The organism is Vibrio sp. RM-69-4 (genome assembly GCF_024743775.1).
GTDB classification, from domain to species: Bacteria; Pseudomonadota; Gammaproteobacteria; order Enterobacterales; family Vibrionaceae; genus Vibrio; species Vibrio anguillarum.
In genome coordinates this window covers 177,532-195,505 of sequence record NZ_JAMQXI010000017.1, presented here as the reverse complement: position 1 = coordinate 195,505, position 17,974 = coordinate 177,532, and the positions used below count along the sequence as shown (strand labels likewise).

Genomic DNA, 17,974 nt, shown 5'->3' with positions numbered 1-17,974 from the left:
GACTGGGGTTGCCAAGCTAGGCAACTCCATGTTTTAAATAACGAACTCTCTCCCAGACAAGGATTTCGGATGTCAGAAGGTAAAAAAACACTGTTGGTCAATGCGGGTCGTAGTAAAAAGTGGACCAATGGCGTTGTCAACCCACCTATTCAGCGCGCCTCTACCGTTGTATTTGATAGTGTGGCTGAAAAAAATCATGCTACTGTCAATCGGGCTAATAAAACACTCTTTTATGGACGCCGTGGTACTCATACGCACTTTGCGTTCCAAGAAGCAATGGTGGAAATTGAAGGTGGCGTCGGTTGCGCGCTTTTCCCTTGCGGTGCGGCCGCCATTGCCAATAGTATTCTTTCCTTTGTGCAAACGGGTGACCATATTCTGATGGTCGACACTTGCTATGAACCTACTCGTGATTTTTGTGAAAAAATCATGAAAAAAATGGGCATAGAAACGACCTACTACCCACCGACCATAGGTGAAGGGATCCGAGCTTTGATCCAACCCAATACCAAAGTGTTGTTCACTGAATCACCCGGTTCGATCACGATGGAAGTGCAAGATATCCCGACCTTATCGCGGGTTGCACATGAACATAACATCATTGTCATGCTGGATAACACTTGGGCGGCGGGCGTGAACTTTTCACCTGTTGAACATGGTGTTGATATTTCGATCCAAGCGGCGACGAAATACATTGTTGGCCACTCAGACGTGATGTTAGGAACAGCGATTGCCAATGAAAAATGCTGGGATCAATTGCGAGAGCAAAGCTATTTGATGGGACAATGTGTCTCACCTGATGACGCTTATCTAGGGCTACGAGGGCTAAGAACGTTAGATGTTCGCTTACGTCAACATGCTCAAAATAGCTTAGCCATTGCACACTGGTTAGCAGACCAACCTGAAGTGGATCACGTTCGTCATCCTGCCTTAGAGACTTGTCCTGGACATGAGTTTTATCAGCGTGATTTCACTGGTGGTAACGGGCTGTTTTCATTTGTATTAAAGAGCAGTGATACAAAAGCTACGACGGCTTTGCTCGATGGCATGCAACATTTTAGTATGGGCTTTTCATGGGGTGGATTTGAAAGCTTGATTTTAGCTAATGAACCCAAAAGCTTTGATAGTTTAAGAACCGTCGCACACCCACACTTTGCAGGTACACTGATTCGAGTACATATTGGTCTTGAAGATGTAGACGATCTGATCGCTGATCTAAAAGCGGGATTAGAACGCTACAGTGCACAGCTTGCTCTGCGTGCATAATATGAGCGGAAGACCAAAAGGCCGCTGAATCTTCAGCGGTCTTTTGCATATTAGGTTGCCCTGAAAAATTAACGCTTGGGGCAATCAGCCAAATGATCGTTCACCATACCCACCGCCTGCATAAAAGCATAACAAATCGTTTCGCCAATAAACTTGAAGCCTTTTTTCTTTAGAAATTGGCTCATCGCCTTAGACGTGGGCGTCGATGTAGGGATATCACTCATCTGCTGCCAATGATTGAGCACTGGTTGACCATCCACAAACTGCCACAATGCTTTGGATAAGGAACCATACTCTTGCTGCAACAATAAAGCCGCTCGTGCATTGGAATAAACAGAGGCAATTTTGCCTTTGTGCTTCACCACATCGAAATGCTCGATAATGTAAGGTGCCCGCGTTTCGTCGTACTGAGCCAGTTTTTCAAGATCATAACCGTCAAAGGCTAAGCGATAACCTTCGCGCTTTTTCAAAATCGTAATCCAGCTCAGCCCAGCTTGCGCACCTTCTAACGTCAAAAATTCGAACAACTTGACATCATCGTAAACGGGAATGCCCCACTCATTATCGTGATAATCGCGCTCTAAAGGGTGATTCATCGCCCATGCACAAGTCATTTCTGTATGATGCTTCATTTTTTGTTTCCTTACCCTTACCTTCATTTGCGGTGTCAGTTGAACAATGACACTGCAAATCTACGTGCCTAGCTTTGCTTTTTAAAGCTGATTAAACTCACGATGGACTTTAAATGCTTCAGAGGTGACATAAGCCTCCATTTTACGGATTTTCTGATCCACTCGAGTTAAATCTTGATCCAATGTCGCCAGCAAAGCTTCGGCGGTTTGTCCTTGCTCCCAAGGCTTATTCTTCAATGTATGTTCGCGTTGGGCTTTTAACGTTTCAACATACTGAGTAGGCTGCTTTTCTAACATCAGCATCAAAGCCATATAAGCTAAAAGCACTAAAAAACCACCACCGAGTAGTGCAGCCGAGATGACCAATATACGCACCAACCAAACTTCTAACCCAAGATAATTAGCAAGCCCAGCGCATACGCCAGCTATTTTGCCATTGACCGGATCTTTGTAGAGTTCTCGGCTAGCCATGATTTTGCCTCCAAGTCGGTGATTCAGCATCTAAGATGCGTTCAAGGGTTTCAACACGGCTTTGCAGTTTTTCCGCTTTTTCAGATAACGCTTTGATCCGCTCTAAATCCTCTTGTGACAATGAGTTGCTGCTATGTCGTTTACCTCTGTAATGCAGAAAAAGCCATATCGGTGCAACAAAAATCAAAAAGACAATCAGTGGACCTGCGATAAAAAATGATGACATATATGCCACTCCTCGTTATTGGTTTTTGTCCATTTGCTGTTTCAGTTTTGCTAGCTCTTGTTCAATTTCATCTTGCGCTTGAAGTTCAGCAAATTCTTGGTCGAGTGACTTAGCGTTACCGGACATAGCGTAGAGATCGGCTTCAGCTTCAAGTTCATCGACTTTACGCGAGTACTGTTCAAACTTCGCCATCGCTTCATCAGTACGGCTAGTATGCAAATGACGTTGCACATCACGACGGTTGTGCGCAGTTTGGCTACGAAGTGCCAAAGCTTGTTGCTTCACCCGTGTTTCGGCAATTTTGGCCTCTAACTTACCGATTTCCCCAGTCAATTTATCGATAGTTTCTTCTACCAAGGTTTGTTCAGTGTGCAAGCCTTTCTGCATTTCTTGCAATTTCTTTTTTTCAATTAAAGCAGCGCGAGCGAGATCTTCACGCTGTTTAGCAAGCGCCAAGGTCGCTTTCTGTTGCCAATCTTCAATATGAGAGGCCATAGAATCCACTTTACGCGCGAGCTCTTTCTTATCCGCAATAGCTTTGGCCGAATTGGTGCGTACTTCCACCAAGGTGTCTTCCATCTCTTGGATGATTAAGCGGATCATCTTTTCAGGATCTTCCGCTTTATCTAACAGTGCACTGATATTCGAGTTTACGATATCGGCAAAACGAGAAAAAATACCCATGTTCAATCTCCTGATTAGTTGTTCATGACGATGTAGTTATTGGTGAGCCATTTTGAATCGCTCAAAATGTTTAAGACGAGAAGAGATAACCAAGTTTCATGCCATATATAAATTCATTGATAATCAATAAATTAGATAATATCTCATAGAATGAGATTACTGTGCTATGATGATTTTCGCCAAGAGTTGGTGAATTTAACCACCCTTTCAATCACAGTGTGGAGAGTGAACATGCAACAAAACTTACTGGGTGAAGCGCCTCAATTTTTATCGGTACTGGATAAAGTCTCTAAGCTTGCACCGATTGATAGGCCGGTATTAATTATTGGCGAGCGGGGAACGGGCAAAGAGTTAATCGCTCAGCGCTTACACTATCTTTCCAAACGTTGGGACCAACCACTGGTTTCGTTAAACTGTTCAACCTTGAGTGAAGGGTTAATTGACTCTGAGCTCTTTGGTCATGAATCAGGCTCGTTTACCGGAGCCAAAGGACGTCACCAAGGACGATTTGAACGGGCAGAAGGTGGAACTCTTTTTTTGGACGAGCTCGCCACCGCGCCGCTTGCTGTGCAAGAGAAACTACTTCGAGTGATTGAATATGGGCATTACGAACGTGTCGGCGGTAGCCAACGGCTTAATGCGAATGTCCGTATCGTCTGCGCAACCAACGCCAATCTTCCACAATTAGCTGAAATTGGAAAGTTTCGAGCTGACTTACTCGACCGACTGGCCTTTGATGTGATCCAGCTTCCACCGCTAAGAGAGCGAAAAGAAGATATTATGCCACTTGCTGAGTATTACGCGATTAAGATGTGCCGTGAACTGAACTTAGCGCTCTTTGTCGGGTTTAGTGCAGAAGCGGCAGATCAGCTTCAACACTACTTGTGGCCGGGAAATGTGCGTGAACTTAAAAATGTCGTGGAGCGTGCTGTCTATCAACATGGAACGGCCTCCCATCCGATTGAAAACTTGGTTTTTAACCCTTTTGCTAATGAGTGGCACAAACCAGATGACCTTACTGGCAATCTCTCCACAGATCGCCATACTTACACCACTGGCTTTGAATTTCCGATGGATTACAAAATGTGGCAGGAGGATCAGGACAGACAACTACTGAGTGCCGCGCTCAATGCCAGTAAGTTTAATCAAAGACAAGCCGCAGAATTACTCGGCTTGAGCTACCACCAATTGAGAGGTATGGTGAGAAAATATCAACTCGTTGGCAGTAATGGCGATTAACCCTAGGTTTAGAGCAACAAAAAATGGTAGATTATCAGGATTTTGAGGCATAATGATTGGCTTTGTTTGCCTTACTTCTCATAGTTATTTCTCTTTATGAAAACATTGATACGATTCGCACTAGGAATATGCAGCTTTAGCCTACTGATAGGCTGTAGCGAACAAATTGACCATAGTAAAATTCGCCAGAGCGGATTCGTATATTGTGGTCACGGTAACCCCACCACTTTTAACCCACAATTGGTTGAGGGCGGTATTACGTCTGAAGCTCTCAGCCCACAGATTTACGACACACTGTTACAATTGGACTCAGAAACCTTACAACCGATACCAAACTTAGCCACAAGTTGGACGGTGAATCCACAAGGTACCGAGTATACGTTCAAGCTAAACGGTGGCGTTCAATTTCAATCAACCGCTTGGTTTACACCGACTCGCGCTCTTAATGCCGATGATGTGGTCTTCAGCTTTCGCCGAATCATTGACCCAACCAACCCGTTTCATTACGTCAATAGTGGCGTCTACCCATGGTTTGCGGGTATTGATTTCAAAAACTTGCTGATCGATGTTCACGCTCTGGATGATCTCACGGTTAAATTTACCCTTAGTCGTCCCGACAACTCTTTTTTATCCAATATCGCCACCAGTCACGCTGTCATACTCTCCTATGAGTATGCTAATCAATTAGTGATTGAAGATGAAAAAAGCATGATCGACAGCCATCCTGTTGGATCCGGACCATTTTATCTAGACGAATTTAAAGTCAATGACCTTATCCGCCTTCGTCGTCATGGTGCTTATTGGAATGGCGTGGCGAAGATGGAGCAAGTCGTATTTGATGTCTCCAACCGAGGGACTGGTACACTCGCCAAACTACTACGCTATGAGTGTGACGTACTTAGCTCGCCGATTTCAAGTCAGATCCCGATCATCAAACAGCAAGCAGAAATCAAACTGAATGCCAAACCAGCAATGAACGTCTCGTTCATTGCTGTAAACACATCTCATCCTGCACTTAGTGATGTTCGCGTGCGTAAAGCGCTTAATTTCGCGATCAACCGCCAAAATATTTTGGACTCGGTCTATTACGGTACAGGGAGTATTGCTTATAACCTACTGCCGCCGTCATCTTGGGCTTACCAAAAAGACAACGTTCACATTCGCTATGATCGTAATTACGCGATCGCATTACTTAAAGAGGCCGGCTATTACGCCAACTTGGAATTGACGATGTCAGTCCCTGCAGAGCCTCATGCCTATAATCCAAGCCCACGTAAAACCGCCGAGTTAATTAACGCGAACTTGGCCGATATTGGTATTACGCTGCACATCATCACCCAAGACCGTCTCGATCGCTCAAATTTGACCCAGCACGCTAACGCTGATCTGATTTTAACCGGTTGGAATGGCGATACTGCCGACCCAGATAACTTCTTACGTCCACTGCTTTCTTGTAATTCCGAGCGTTCGGGGCTCAATGCCTCGATGTGGTGTAATAGTGATTTCGATTTTCTACTCGATTTGGCCTTGGAAGTAGACAAGCCGCGCTATCGCCTTAACTTATACAAACAGGCGCAAAATATTTTAAACGAAGAGTTTCCGGTTATCCCACTGGCACACGGAATGCAATTTAAAGCATACAATAAGACGCTAACAGGCTTTAAACTCAGTCCGTTTAATGTACAGCCATTCAATACGGTTGAGAGGATCGAATAGTGTTTTTATATACGGTACGCAGGCTCAACTTATTTATTATCACATTACTCATTTTGACTATGGTCGGGTTTGCGCTGCTGCGCTTAGATCCCCACTCGCCTCTAATGGACCATGGTTTCTGGTCGGGTTGGTCAACCTATTTAGGGCAACTACTGCAACTCAATTTTGGCGTCAATCACAGTGGTGTCCCGATTGTGGACGAACTGGCGATGGTCTTTCCAGCAACGCTGGAGTTATGCCTCATCGCATTTACTCTCTCTTTGTTAATTGGTCTCCCTATTGGTGCGCTCGCAGGAATGAAGCAAGGTAAATGGATTGATACCGTCATCTCCTTCACGTCAATGTCCGGCTATTCAGCCCCGCTATTTTGGGTGGCTCTACTGATGATCATGGTCTTTTCTCTTCACTATGAATGGCTTCCCGTGTCAGGACGTTATGATCTACTCTATCAAGTAGAACACGTAACTGGTTTTGCGTTAATCGATGCTTTTTTCGCTGAAGGCACCTACCGTGCCCATGCTTTGCAAAGTGTTATTGAACATATGATTTTGCCCTGTTTGGTGCTTGCTCTAGCACCGACGACACAAGTGGTAAGCCTGATGCGCTCTTCGGTAGCCGATGTGATGGCTCAAAACTATATACGCGCCGCTCGAATTAAGGGCTTAAGTCACTACGAAATTGTGACTGCTCATGTGCTGAGAAATGCAATTCCACCGATTATTCCTAAATTCGGGGTTCAACTATCAAGTATGTTAACGTTGGCAATTATTACTGAGTCCATCTTCAACTGGCCAGGAATTGGCCGTTGGCTACTCGATGCCTTATCTAACCAAGATTATGTCTCCATTCAAGCCGGCGTGATCGTAGTTGGTACGCTCGTTCTCACAGCAAACATTCTGTCTGATTTGATTGGCGCTATGGTTAACCCGCTGGTAAGAAAGGAATGGTATGCTAACAAATAACATTTATCAGGAAGAGCATATTCCGACTCAGTTTGAGCGGTTTTGGCGCAGCTATCGCAATAACAGTTTGGCAATGTTTGGCTTGTGGTGCTTAGGACTCATTGTGTTGATTACCCTCACCTCTCCTTGGATAGCCCCTCATGATCCACAGTTGCAAACGAGCAACCTGTTAATACCGCCTTCTTGGGATCCTGCAGGTACTGTCGAATTTTTCTTAGGTACCGACGATTTAGGCCGAGACATCTTGTCACGGTTGATTGATGGTACCCAATACACCTTCGCTGCCGCTATTTTAATCACCGCTATCGCAGCTGTGATCGGCTGTTTTATCGGTATCATGGCAGGCATGACCAAAGGATTATTGTCCAGTACATTGAACCACTTACTCGACACGGTCATGTCGATTCCATCATTGCTGCTTGCCATTATTTTTGTGGCACTGCTCGGTTTTGGCGAGTTCAATATTTTGCTTGCGATTGGTTTGGCACTCATCCCTCGCTTTGTTCGTTCGGTGTATATTGCCGTACACAACGAAGTAGAAAAAGACTATATCCTCGCCGCACGTTTAGATGGTGCCAATGACTTTTATCTGTTGTGGAACTCCATTTTACCCAATGTACTTGCTGTCATCGCCAACGAAATAACACTCGCGTTATCCATTGCCATCTTAGACATCACCGCTTTGGGCTTTCTTGGTTTGGGTGCTCAAGCACCAAGCACCGAATGGGGCACCATCTTAGGTGATTCAGTTGAGCTGATTTACCTCGCACCGTGGACAGTCACTCTCCCCGGTTTAGCGATTATGTTTACGGTGATCATCATCAACTTAGTCGGTGAAGGTGTACGACAAGCTCTGAATGCAGGGGTGGAATAATGCCATTATTAGATATTCGCCATCTCACCATCGAAATTGATACGCCACAGGGCATGGTAAAAGCCGTCGATCGCATGAGCTTAACCATGAACGAAGGCGAAATTCGCGGGTTGGTGGGAGAATCCGGATCAGGAAAAAGCTTGGTGGCTAAAGCCATCGTAGGAATATGCAAAGATAATTGGACCATCACCGCCGACCGCATGCGCTTAGGTAACATTGATCTACTTCAGCTGACGCCGCGCGAACGCCGGCGAGTGATTGCTCGCGACATCGCGATGATTTTTCAAGAACCGTCAACCTGCTTAGACCCTTCAGATGAAGTGGGAAAACAGTTGATTGAATCTATCCCATCGCGCACATTTGAAGGCAAATGGTGGCAGCGTTTTACATGGCGTAAAAAACAAGCCATTGCCCTTTTACATAAAGTAGGAATCAAAGAGCACGCTCGCATCATGAGTAGCTACCCCTATGAGCTAACTGATGGTGAATGCCAAAAGGTAATGATTGCGATGGCTATCGCAACCAAACCAAAAATTTTGATTGCTGATGAACCAACGAACGATTTGGACCCCATTACCCAATCACAGATATTGCGCCTGCTCAGCCGGATGAATCAGGTCAATAACACCACGATTCTATTGATTGGCCACGACTTAACCACCATTACCCAATGGGCTAACCGTATTACAGTGATGTACTGCGGTCAGTCTGTTGAGTCAGCCGATACCCAGAAAATATTGAGTGAACCCAAACACCCTTATACGGCTGCACTACTGAAAGCGATGCCTGATTTTAGTGATTGGATCCCGCATAAAGAAAAATTGCAATCCTTACCGGGTTCCATTCCACCCTTGCAACATTTACCGATTGGTTGCCGGTTGGGGCCTCGCTGCCCCTATGCTCAGCGCCAATGCGTTGAAATACCGTATCCACAACGTATTAAAAATCATAAGTTTGCCTGTCATTTCCCTCTCAATATGGAGCAACAGTCATGAGTGCATCATTATTAGAAGTGAACGGGTTAACTAAAGATTTCATTACTCGTTCAGGTCTGTTTCGCAAGAAAATTCAGCATGCGGTCAAACCGGTCAGCTTTACGTTAGAAGCGGGACAAACCATTGGTTTTATTGGCCAAAATGGTTCTGGTAAATCGACATTGGCACGAATGCTTGCGGGGATGGTTGAACCCTCTGCTGGCGAGATACGCGTTAATGGAGAGTTATTGGAACACAAGGATTACTCCACGCGCTGTAAGCTGATTCGAATGATTTTTCAAGATCCGAACACATCACTCAACCCAAGAATTCAAATTGGTCGTATTCTAGAAGGGCCGCTCAAAAGAAATACTAATATGCCACCGGAAGCGCGCATGAAGCGCGTGAAAGATACGCTATTGCGCGTTGGATTATTGCCAGAGCACGCCTACTTCTACCCGCAAATGCTCGCCACCGGGCAAAAACAGCGGATTTGCTTGGCACGAGCACTGATTCTACAACCGTCGATCATTGTGGCTGATGAAGCATTAAACGGGTTAGACATGGCAATGCGATCACAGATGATTAACTTGTTTCTAGAACTGCAAGAAGAGATGGGTGTCTCGTTTGTGTATGTCTCTCAACACCTTGGTATTGTAAAACACATTACTGATAAAATTATGGTGATGCACGAAGGCGAAGTAGTCGAATCGGGTGACACACAAGAAGTATTGTCTAATCCAACTCATCCCATCACTCAAAGAATGATTGAGAGCCACTTCAACAAAGCGCCCAGCTTTAAATAGCCGCTCTGTATGTAAGGTCGGAAGACAATATCGACGATATTGTACTGTTCCTCCCCCTTTTAGGGGGAGGTTAGGAGGGGGTGGCCCTCCTCTTGAAGGGGAGGATTGACAGTGTTCACCCCACCCTAACCCTCCCCTAAAAGGGGAGGGAATTAGTTTCGTTAGCGTTGAGAGTATTTCATTTATGATGATAGATGCGTGTTGCTAAAATAGTTTTTCTCCAAAATCGTTTAGTACAAATGCTCTTTTAAATTTTGAAGGCATATGTTTCCATACTAAAAGTTATACGAAGCCTGAATATAGAAAAGTATTGCGTAGTAGGCTGCCACCTCATTTCTGACATAACTATTGACTGATTTTGTATTGAAAATCAGAGTGAAAAAACTGTATTTTTTAGATCAAAAAGTGATTTTTTACTAAAGAGAAATCATAAGCTCTGACTAACGAACCTTTGTATCGAGTAACTTAAATTAGGATATGATATTTTGAATACTGCCCCAATACGACGCCTAAGACGCCTCCGAAGTTCCGAAGCTATGCGAGACTTATTAAGAGAAAATCATGTGCAGCTAGGTGATTTAATTCATCCTATATTTGTCGAGGAGCATATAGAGCAACCTGTGCCAATTTCTACTCTACCTGGCATAAGCAGAATCCCAGAGTTTCATTTAGCGGATGAGGTCCGAGAACTTCATGCTTTAGGTATACGCTATGTGATGCCTTTTGGAATATCTCATACTAAAGATGCGCAAGGAAGCGACACATGGAATGATCATGGTTTACTTGCACGTATGATTAAAATAATAAAGTCTGCTGTGCCTGATATGATGGTTATTCCAGATATTTGTTTCTGTGAATATACTGATCATGGGCATTGTGGAGTAATAAAGAGTAGTAAAGTGTGTAACGACCTTACGGTTGAAAACTTGGTCAAGCAAGCTTTAACAGCAGCTCAAGCGGGTGCAGACATGTTAGCTCCTTCAGCAATGATGGATGGTCAAGTAAAAGCGATTCGTCTGGGTCTTGATGCCGCCGGTTATCGTGACGTGGCAATTTTGGCACATTCAGCAAAGTTTGCTTCTTCCTTTTACGGGCCATTTAGAACGGCAGTAGATTGTGAACTCAATGGTGATAGGAAAGGCTATCAACTTGACTATGCCAACGGTCGACAAGCTTTACTCGAAGCTTCTCTTGATGAAGCTGAAGGTGCTGATATCCTTATGGTCAAACCAGGCACACCTTATTTAGATGTGCTTTCCCGCTTAAGGCAAGAGACTCATTTACCGTTAGCCGCTTATCAAGTAGGTGGAGAGTATGCGAGTATTAAATTTGCGGCTCTAGCTGGTGCTCTCGATGAAAAGTTAGTGGTGAACGAAACTTTTATTGGGCTAAAACGAGCTGGAGCAGATTTAATTGTCAGCTACTACACTAAGCAGTATGCGACATGGTTAAGTGAAGAAATTTAGCTGAGTATTTGGCTATGAATTTCAATAATTAACATAAGTTCTCTGCTGTACCAAGACTGTGGACTAAAGGAATGCTCTTTGTCCACATTATTCAATTTTCAGAGTTGGCATATTCGCGTTCAAGTGTTTAAAGCTTTAAGGTTTCAGCCCGTTCTGGCTGAAACACTTCTGCCCCATTTCGTGCTGGTGAAAGTAAACCACCTTGTTCTCATACTAATAGCTTTCCATAGGTTACCTAATACAAAACGTGAGGTGGAGACAGCATAGGGGACAGTCAGAAAAAGAGAAGTACTGTTAGCAGTCCCAGCCTGCCACTGACGTCTTCTATTCAGGTAAAAGACAGTGAGTACCTTGCGCTGCACTTCATTGTCAAACTAAGCCAGTAATGCCACTTTTGGGTACACATCAAAACTGTCTGAAAATACATTCACCCATCCCACTGTGTCATGCGGTTTGTAACGGCAAAACGAGCGTTACAAACTGGAATTCAGGGTATTTGGAAAGCGTTGAGGCCTAGACTGGAGTAAGGCCTATGGCAGGGCTGTCAAGAGCATTGTGAAGTACTTTGTCTGACAGCCGGAGAGTGCCATCTAACATTTAATCGTGTTAGTAAAAGAGCTTCTATCAGAAGCTCTTTGAGTTAGCGAGTTTTACTGGCTTGCTTTTTCAATTCAAAATCGAACTCGTCGGGAAATAACACAACGCCTTCTTCATTCTCATTGGGGAACACCACCACCGACAGTTCATCTTCTTCTAGGCCCGAAGTCCAACGGCTGTGCCATTTGTTCAAAGAGATCGCTTCCGCTTCACACGCTTGCCACTCGCCTGTTGCCCATGCCTTGGCAAACTCTTGGTTAGGCCACACAGGAACACAATCATCTTCTTCTGTGTTGAGCATGACACAACCGTGCTCATCTTTTAGTATCCAAACTTCACGGTTTGCAACAATGGCTTTAATGCAGTATTTAAAACGTTCTTCTTCATTATAGCGATTGATTGTTTCTATCTGTTCTGTGGTTAATGCGTCTGCCATAGCCCGGCTCCATGCGAAAGTTGGGGAATATAAAAACGCCTACAGTGTAGCACTGCAGGCGTTACATTTAGAATCTTAAACAATAAGATGATAAAAAGGATTAAGCCAATTCAGCTTGCAGCCAAGGCCAACCTTGTTTCTTACGGCTTAAGGTATTTTCCATCATCAACATGCCATCTTGTTCGTGTTTAGTCAGTTTTTCAGCCCATTCACCAGTATAAAGAAGACGGGTCTGCGCGGTGGTAATGTCGGTCAACATCACGGCGGCAAACGCAAGGCCTTCCTCTTCGCAGCGACGAACTAGGTCTGCTTGAATGGCGTCAATCATGCCATCGACTTGTTCAAGCGTTGCCAATTCCACTTGACCAACCACCACATCACGGCCGTTGAATGGATAAGCTTTCAAATCTTTCTCAACAAGTTGAGCGGCAGATAAACCTTCAATGTCTGTTTTCGCAATCAAAAGCGCTTTAATAAAGGCATCAAGGTCTTCAACCTCAGCAATTTCAGCCAGTGCCAGCACAGCTTCTTTATCTTTTGGTGTGCACGTTGGAGACGCAAAACCGACCGTGTCAGACAAAATCGCAGACATCATCAATATGGCTAAAGGACGTGTGATTGGTGCATTTTCCATCTTGAATAGGTTGAACAAGATAGTACAGGTACAACCGACTGGCCAAATCCACGCTTCTAGCGGATTCACTGTCATTACGTCACCTAGGCGATGATGGTCGACAATACCGAGAATTTCCGCTTGGTTGATGTCATCAGGTGCTTGCGCAAGATCGGTATAGTCCACAAGCCATACTTTTTCGCCCGCTACACTAGTGCGAAGTTCAGGTTGATCAACACCGGCTGTTGCAAGAATGTGTTGAGTTTCACGGTTAATTTCACCCTGACGAACAGGCGTTGCTTCTAGACCACGTGCTTTAAGTAATTCAGCAGCAACTAATGCACCACAAATGCTATCACTATCTGGGTTTTTATGACCGACAACGAAAATCATCTTTCTTCCTATTTTAATGCTATTTGATGGCCTATCGAAGGTGATAGGCGAGATTGCTCACAAAGGCAGATACTTTACCTGATTTTCAGAATTTGTCATGACTTGTGGTTAAGAAATTATGGCTAATTTAGCGCAGCATTCCGCTACCCCGAATCATTCAGTTAACCTGAGCACTCTTAACAAGAGCACTCTGTTAACAAGGGCACTCCACTAACAAGAGGTAATCACTGCTCGGCTGGTTAAGCCACTTGCCAAGGAGACTTCAAATACCTTGACTGGCTCTGGTGAAAGCTTGTCTCCTGTCCAGTAGTCATACCAATTCACTGGCTGGCTCGCTGTTAAGGTATAGTCACACGCCTTACCTTGGTAATTGAACACGCAGTGTAGATCATTGCGTTCTGTTAACTTTAAAAATAGGTGATTGAGAGCCAATGAAGTTGGCTTAGCCGCATCTTGGTTGTGTTTGCGCCTAATCATTAACTTATTTAGGCTCTGCTTAGCAAAAGAGGTTAATTCTGGGAGTGGATCACCTGAAAGCAATAAACCACCACACGCAAGCAATACATTGCGATGAAATTCATAGCTGATGCGATCGGTCGATTGATTCGCAAGCGACGTCAGTGTTGCGCAATCAGGATCAATTTGCCATAACTTGCGGTGCTGCCAACTGCGATAAAAAGTCTCTTTAGCGATTTGTTCAAAGCGCTGTGGCGAACGCTCGACATCGTCCGAAACACGCATGGCATCTACTAAACCCAGTGACGGCCACATCGGCGCGTTACATCCAAGTAACCATGCATCTCCCGCGCCTTCTGCTATCGCCTGCATCCCTAAACGGTACGCTTCAACACCCGTCACTCCCGACTGATAACGCCGTCCTTTAAGTGCTCCCCAATAGTTCGCATCTAACTTAAACAGCTCAACACCCCACTCTTCTTTCATGGTTTTTATCACATGGGTTAAGTATTCTTGCACGTCAGGATGAGAGCCATCCAGCACATACCAAGGTGTACAGCGCCAGCCACCGTAGGTTACTTCTTCAGCTTTCAGTGGTTGTCTTTGAGCATTTTGTACAAACCAATCTGGATGTTGCTTAAACAATTGAGATTCAGCTTGTGCAATGAAGGGAGCGAGCCAAATTGCGGGTTTTTTCCCCGCTTGTTTGATCTCTTGGATCAGTGCTTTAACACCACGAGAAAACTTATCGGACGGCGTCAACCAATCGCCCATAAACGCCTGATAGCCATCATCCAGCAACACCCATTCTAGCCCCGAAAGTTCTCCTTGCATTGCCGCAAGGTTGGTTAGGATGTGCTGTTCATTAACATCGGCATAATAGGCATACCATGAACACCATCCAACGGGCGCAGGTTGTGCCACACCAGCACGCGGCGTATGGTGACAACTAATATATTGCGCATACTGTTGATACAAACCTGATAATGAATCACCTTGCAAAATAACGACGGATTCTAAACTGTTATTTGTCCAATCTTGTGGATGGGTCTGCTCGCCGTCAATGGAAGCGACTAAATAGGTGCCCGTCCTTTCCTCAAGCATTTCAAAATAGCCAGCAAAACGGTGGCAAGAGGTAAAACCAAACAGTTGGTATCCGGTGGATTGTTCAATCACCAGCGTGTTGTAATAACGTTGGCTGTCTTGCAGCGGGTATATCCGGTAGCTCAAGCTATTGTCAGGGCAACGCCCCACATCCACCGGATGATGCGGCGAACCTGCAGTTTGCGCTAGCATTTGAAAACCGTCACCAATCACTCGTGCGTCCGATTCAACGTCAAATAGAGTGCGAAACAGCGAGTAGTGATCGGAAATGGGCGAGTTATGTATTCCTGAATAGGAAAAACTGATCTCATCGCCTTGCAATTGGGCAATCAAATCCGGTTGAAGTAACTCAACTTCTCGATGACATGGCAGAGTGATCGTTGTCATAACACCTCAGTACAAAGTACAAATTGTTGTTCTGGCAGTGTCTAATGAATTCGCGTTACATGTAAGTTGTTTTGATCACGTTTTCTCTTTGACGTGGCTCCGTATGCTGTTTTATTCAACAATGAGAACGCCCAAGGTACAAGTTTGGATGTGACAAGTAAAACGCCAGCATGTTTGCTGGCGTTTCGTTGAGCTAATAACGGAATTACACCACTTCGATTGGTCCACCGAATGACGTCACTGGTGGTACTTTACCAGTAAATTTCTCGAAATCGACAATGCAAGTATTGGCTGAAGTGGCTTGCGCCAGCTCAGATGAGCCGACATCGAGTGTGAGTGTATTTGGATCGCCATAGGTGCAAATAGCTCCCTCTTTTTCATTCAACGGGCCATACCACGCCCCCTCTTCGATACGGATCACGCCGCGCGGGTAGCCATCGCTTAAGACGGCACCAGCTAATAGCTGGCCGCGATCATTAAATACGCGAACTAAATCCCCAGCTTTAATGCCTTTTTGTTTCGCATCGATTGGGTTGATATACACGGGCTCACGGCCATTGACAGCATAGGTCGCGCGATACTCTTCTGACTCGCACATTTGTGAGTGCAAACGCTTATCTGGGTGACAAGATTGTAACCAATATGGATGCTTATCTGAACCCGGACCGCCGTGCGAACGCTCGGTTTTTTCAAACCACATCGGGTGATCTTGGCAATGTTCATAGCCATAACGCCCAATCTTACGTGACGTAATCTCGATAAAGCCAGACGGTGTACCCAATGCGTTTATCTCAGGGTCTTTACGGAAATCGGCGTGGCGAACCCAAGGTTGGCCTTCACCAAAATCCAGTACGCTCTGCTGCCAAAACTGTTCAAATTCTGGTAAATCAAACTTACCCGCGTTGGCTTTTTTACACTCGTCATAGAGCGAACGGACCCACTCCATCTCATCCATGCCGCGTGTGAACTCTTCATGGCGGCCAAAGCGACGCGTCAATTCAGTGAAAATCTCAAAGTCAGTACGCGATTGGAACAGAGGGTCAACCAAACGGTGCATGGCAATCAAACCCTTGCCCGAATAAGAACCGTATACATCGATATCATTGCGCTCAAACTGAGTACAGGCAGGAAGAACGATGTCGGAGAAACGGCAAGTCGCCGTCCAAGCAAAATCGATCGTGACGACGGTTTGAAGCTTGCGGAACGCCTTCTTCATTCGGTTACGATCTTGGTGATGATGCCACGGGTTGTTGCCTGAAATAACCATCATTTTGTAATCAGGTAATTTTACGCTCGAACCGTTGTAGCGGATCTCTTTACCCGGCTCTAGCAAGCAATCGACCCAACGAGCAACAGGAATCGTTTTACTGTAGCCGTTGTAGTTTTCGTTGTCCCATTTCGGTTTTGAACCCGTATCTAGGTTACGTGGAAAGCCGCCGGGCGAGGCAAAACCGGTTGATGGAACCCCAATGCCAGAATAATGATGTCCGTAGGAGATCCCCCCGCCTGGCAGGCCAATTTGACCAACCATCGCCGCCACAACCGCACCAGCCCAGTAAGGTTGTTCGCCATGCTCTTGACGCTGAATACACCAACCAAACAGTAACTGAGTTCGGCCATTAACGAGCATACGTGCAAATTCGCGGATCTTATCGGCTGTTACGCCACAAATCTCGGCGGCCCATTCTGGCGACTTAACAATCTTATCTTTCGTTTCGCCTTGAACGTACTGAATAAAAGGTTCAAATCCTAAGCAATAGGTTTTGATGAACGCCTTGTCATACAGATCTTCGTTATACAACACATGTGCCACCGCCAACATAAACGCCACATCGGTCTGTGGGTTAATGTACCAATGGTCACTGTTTAAGAAGCGTTGGGTTTTATTCTTGACTGGATCAACCGAAATAACGTTGATCTCTCCTTTTGCCACTTTTTCTTTCAACTGATCAAGATAAGGAAAGGATTGGTGCGTTTCACAGTTCCAGCCAACTTGCAGGTTTTTTACCGGGTCGGTCGCCCACAAAACAATGTTGTCTGAATGCTCAAGAATTTCCGACCAAGAGGTTCCTTGGGCATACACTTCTGTCGAACCTAACACGTAAGGAAGAATGGTTTGGCCTGCACCTGTTGAGTAATCACCCACTTTAGTGATGAAGTTACCGTGCATACCTACAGCGCGTTGCATCATCGCTGTACAGTTGTGAAATGACCCTGTTTGGTTCCAACCCGTTTGTCCTGCATGCAGCGCCCAAGGGCCGTACTCTTTTTGTACGCGCTCAAGTTCACGATAAAACAGATCCAACGCTTCATCCCAAGTTACGCGGATAAAACGGTTGTTGCCACGTGTTTCACCGCTGTATTTATGTTTTTTGAGCCAATCAAGGCGAACCATTGGGTAACGCACTCGTGATGGACTATAGATAATGCCTTTGATTCCGTTGAGCATATCCGTGGGGTGCGTGTCTGACTCTAGCGGCTTGACCGATTGTACTTTTCCGCCATACACATGTGCGCGAAATGCACCCCAATGAGAGCCTGATACTTTCCAACTGCCTGTTGTTTCTGCCGCGTTAGCCGATGTCGAGACCAATAAACTTGGCCCAATAACCGACGCCGCACTGGTGGTTGCTACACCTTTAAGAAAACTTCTTCGTGTAATCGCCATATTT

At 45.3% G+C, this 17,974-nt stretch carries 16 protein-coding genes; 8 read left to right on the top strand and 8 right to left on the bottom strand.

The genetic code is table 11. From position 1 onward, the window contains the following. Nucleotides 1-69: 69 nt before the first annotated feature. Nucleotides 70-1,266, top strand: coding sequence for a cystathionine beta-lyase (locus tag NB504_RS02040; protein ID WP_258428156.1), 1,197 nt, complete (start codon nucleotides 70-72; stop codon nucleotides 1,264-1,266). Nucleotides 1,267-1,334: 68 nt separating this feature from the next. Here the strand turns inward: NB504_RS02040 and NB504_RS02035 are convergent, their stop codons facing one another. The 4 genes from NB504_RS02035 to pspA are packed head-to-tail and all read right to left on the bottom strand — an operon-like array spanning nucleotide 1,335 to nucleotide 3,279. Continuing rightward, a complete protein-coding gene (locus NB504_RS02035) occupies nucleotides 1,335-1,925 on the bottom strand; it encodes a DNA-3-methyladenine glycosylase I (RefSeq protein WP_013857035.1) in 591 nt (196 codons plus the stop codon). A gap of 54 nt (nucleotides 1,926-1,979) precedes the next feature. Beyond that, nucleotides 1,980-2,369, bottom strand: coding sequence for an envelope stress response membrane protein PspC (gene pspC / locus NB504_RS02030; protein ID WP_258428155.1), 390 nt, complete (start codon nucleotides 2,367-2,369; stop codon nucleotides 1,980-1,982). Then, nucleotides 2,362-2,595, bottom strand: coding sequence for an envelope stress response membrane protein PspB (gene pspB, locus NB504_RS02025; protein ID WP_026027627.1), 234 nt, complete (start codon nucleotides 2,593-2,595; stop codon nucleotides 2,362-2,364). The genes pspC and pspB overlap by 8 nt, the downstream gene beginning before the upstream one ends. A gap of 15 nt (nucleotides 2,596-2,610) precedes the next feature. Continuing rightward, the gene (gene pspA, locus NB504_RS02020; protein ID WP_026027628.1) at nucleotides 2,611-3,279 is read right to left on the bottom strand and encodes a phage shock protein PspA; all 669 of its coding nucleotides are present in this window, start codon (nucleotides 3,277-3,279) and stop codon (nucleotides 2,611-2,613) included. A 231-nt stretch (nucleotides 3,280-3,510) separates the two neighbouring features. Between pspA and pspF the strand changes: the two genes are divergently transcribed. From pspF to hemB, 7 genes are all read left to right on the top strand, one after another. After that, a complete protein-coding gene (gene pspF, locus NB504_RS02015) occupies nucleotides 3,511-4,518 on the top strand; it encodes a phage shock protein operon transcriptional activator (protein WP_258428153.1) in 1,008 nt (335 codons plus the stop codon). A gap of 96 nt (nucleotides 4,519-4,614) precedes the next feature. Further along, nucleotides 4,615-6,234 (top strand): ABC transporter substrate-binding protein SapA, encoded by a 1,620-nt coding sequence (gene sapA, locus NB504_RS02010; protein ID WP_258428152.1) that lies wholly within the window; start codon nucleotides 4,615-4,617, stop codon nucleotides 6,232-6,234. Next, the gene (locus NB504_RS02005) at nucleotides 6,234-7,196 is read left to right on the top strand and encodes an ABC transporter permease subunit (RefSeq protein WP_258428151.1); all 963 of its coding nucleotides are present in this window, start codon (nucleotides 6,234-6,236) and stop codon (nucleotides 7,194-7,196) included. Before sapA ends, NB504_RS02005 begins: the two co-directional genes overlap by 1 nt. After that, complete coding sequence (locus tag NB504_RS02000; RefSeq protein ID WP_013857042.1) at nucleotides 7,183-8,070, top strand: ABC transporter permease subunit; 888 nt, start codon at nucleotides 7,183-7,185, stop codon at nucleotides 8,068-8,070. Before NB504_RS02005 ends, NB504_RS02000 begins: the two co-directional genes overlap by 14 nt. Further along, a complete protein-coding gene (locus tag NB504_RS01995; protein ID WP_010320232.1) occupies nucleotides 8,070-9,065 on the top strand; it encodes an oligopeptide/dipeptide ABC transporter ATP-binding protein in 996 nt (331 codons plus the stop codon). The genes NB504_RS02000 and NB504_RS01995 overlap by 1 nt, the downstream gene beginning before the upstream one ends. Beyond that, complete coding sequence (locus tag NB504_RS01990) at nucleotides 9,062-9,850, top strand: ATP-binding cassette domain-containing protein (RefSeq protein WP_013857043.1); 789 nt, start codon at nucleotides 9,062-9,064, stop codon at nucleotides 9,848-9,850. Before NB504_RS01995 ends, NB504_RS01990 begins: the two co-directional genes overlap by 4 nt. Before the next feature lie 485 nt (nucleotides 9,851-10,335). Continuing rightward, nucleotides 10,336-11,316, top strand: a complete 981-nt coding sequence (hemB, locus tag NB504_RS01985; protein WP_202599528.1) for a porphobilinogen synthase — start codon at nucleotides 10,336-10,338, stop codon at nucleotides 11,314-11,316. A 640-nt stretch (nucleotides 11,317-11,956) separates the two neighbouring features. Here the strand turns inward: hemB and NB504_RS01980 are convergent. From NB504_RS01980 to torA, 4 genes are all read right to left on the bottom strand, one after another. Continuing rightward, complete coding sequence (locus NB504_RS01980; protein WP_010320150.1) at nucleotides 11,957-12,349, bottom strand: DUF2750 domain-containing protein; 393 nt, start codon at nucleotides 12,347-12,349, stop codon at nucleotides 11,957-11,959. Nucleotides 12,350-12,449: 100 nt separating this feature from the next. Then, entirely contained in the window at nucleotides 12,450-13,355 is a 906-nt protein-coding gene (locus NB504_RS01975; RefSeq protein ID WP_010320151.1) for a manganese-dependent inorganic pyrophosphatase, read from the bottom strand. A gap of 210 nt (nucleotides 13,356-13,565) precedes the next feature. Then, a complete protein-coding gene (locus tag NB504_RS01970) occupies nucleotides 13,566-15,302 on the bottom strand; it encodes a glycoside hydrolase family 36 protein (RefSeq protein ID WP_258428150.1) in 1,737 nt (578 codons plus the stop codon). Between the two features lie 205 nt (nucleotides 15,303-15,507). Next, complete coding sequence (gene torA, locus NB504_RS01965; RefSeq protein WP_258428149.1) at nucleotides 15,508-17,970, bottom strand: trimethylamine-N-oxide reductase TorA; 2,463 nt, start codon at nucleotides 17,968-17,970, stop codon at nucleotides 15,508-15,510. Between the last annotated feature and the right edge of the window lie 4 nt (nucleotides 17,971-17,974).

Bases quoted from the DNA above. Each gene is read 5' to 3' on its own strand.
- NB504_RS02040 (WP_258428156.1), top strand. From the start codon at position 70: ATGTCAGAAGGTAAAAAAACACTGTTGGTCAATGCGGGTCGTAGTAAA.
- NB504_RS02035 (WP_013857035.1), bottom strand. From the start codon at position 1,925: ATGAAGGTAAGGGTAAGGAAACAAAAAATGAAGCATCATACAGAAATG.
- pspC (WP_258428155.1), bottom strand. From the start codon at position 2,369: ATGGCTAGCCGAGAACTCTACAAAGATCCGGTCAATGGCAAAATAGCT.
- pspB (WP_026027627.1), bottom strand. From the start codon at position 2,595: ATGTCATCATTTTTTATCGCAGGTCCACTGATTGTCTTTTTGATTTTT.
- pspA (WP_026027628.1), bottom strand. From the start codon at position 3,279: ATGGGTATTTTTTCTCGTTTTGCCGATATCGTAAACTCGAATATCAGT.
- pspF (WP_258428153.1), top strand. From the start codon at position 3,511: ATGCAACAAAACTTACTGGGTGAAGCGCCTCAATTTTTATCGGTACTG.
- sapA (WP_258428152.1), top strand. From the start codon at position 4,615: ATGAAAACATTGATACGATTCGCACTAGGAATATGCAGCTTTAGCCTA.
- NB504_RS02000 (WP_013857042.1), top strand. From the start codon at position 7,183: ATGCTAACAAATAACATTTATCAGGAAGAGCATATTCCGACTCAGTTT.
- NB504_RS01995 (WP_010320232.1), top strand. From the start codon at position 8,070: ATGCCATTATTAGATATTCGCCATCTCACCATCGAAATTGATACGCCA.
- NB504_RS01990 (WP_013857043.1), top strand. From the start codon at position 9,062: ATGAGTGCATCATTATTAGAAGTGAACGGGTTAACTAAAGATTTCATT.
- NB504_RS01980 (WP_010320150.1), bottom strand. From the start codon at position 12,349: ATGGCAGACGCATTAACCACAGAACAGATAGAAACAATCAATCGCTAT.
- NB504_RS01975 (WP_010320151.1), bottom strand. From the start codon at position 13,355: ATGATTTTCGTTGTCGGTCATAAAAACCCAGATAGTGATAGCATTTGT.
- NB504_RS01970 (WP_258428150.1), bottom strand. From the start codon at position 15,302: ATGACAACGATCACTCTGCCATGTCATCGAGAAGTTGAGTTACTTCAA.
- torA (WP_258428149.1), bottom strand. From the start codon at position 17,970: ATGGCGATTACACGAAGAAGTTTTCTTAAAGGTGTAGCAACCACCAGT.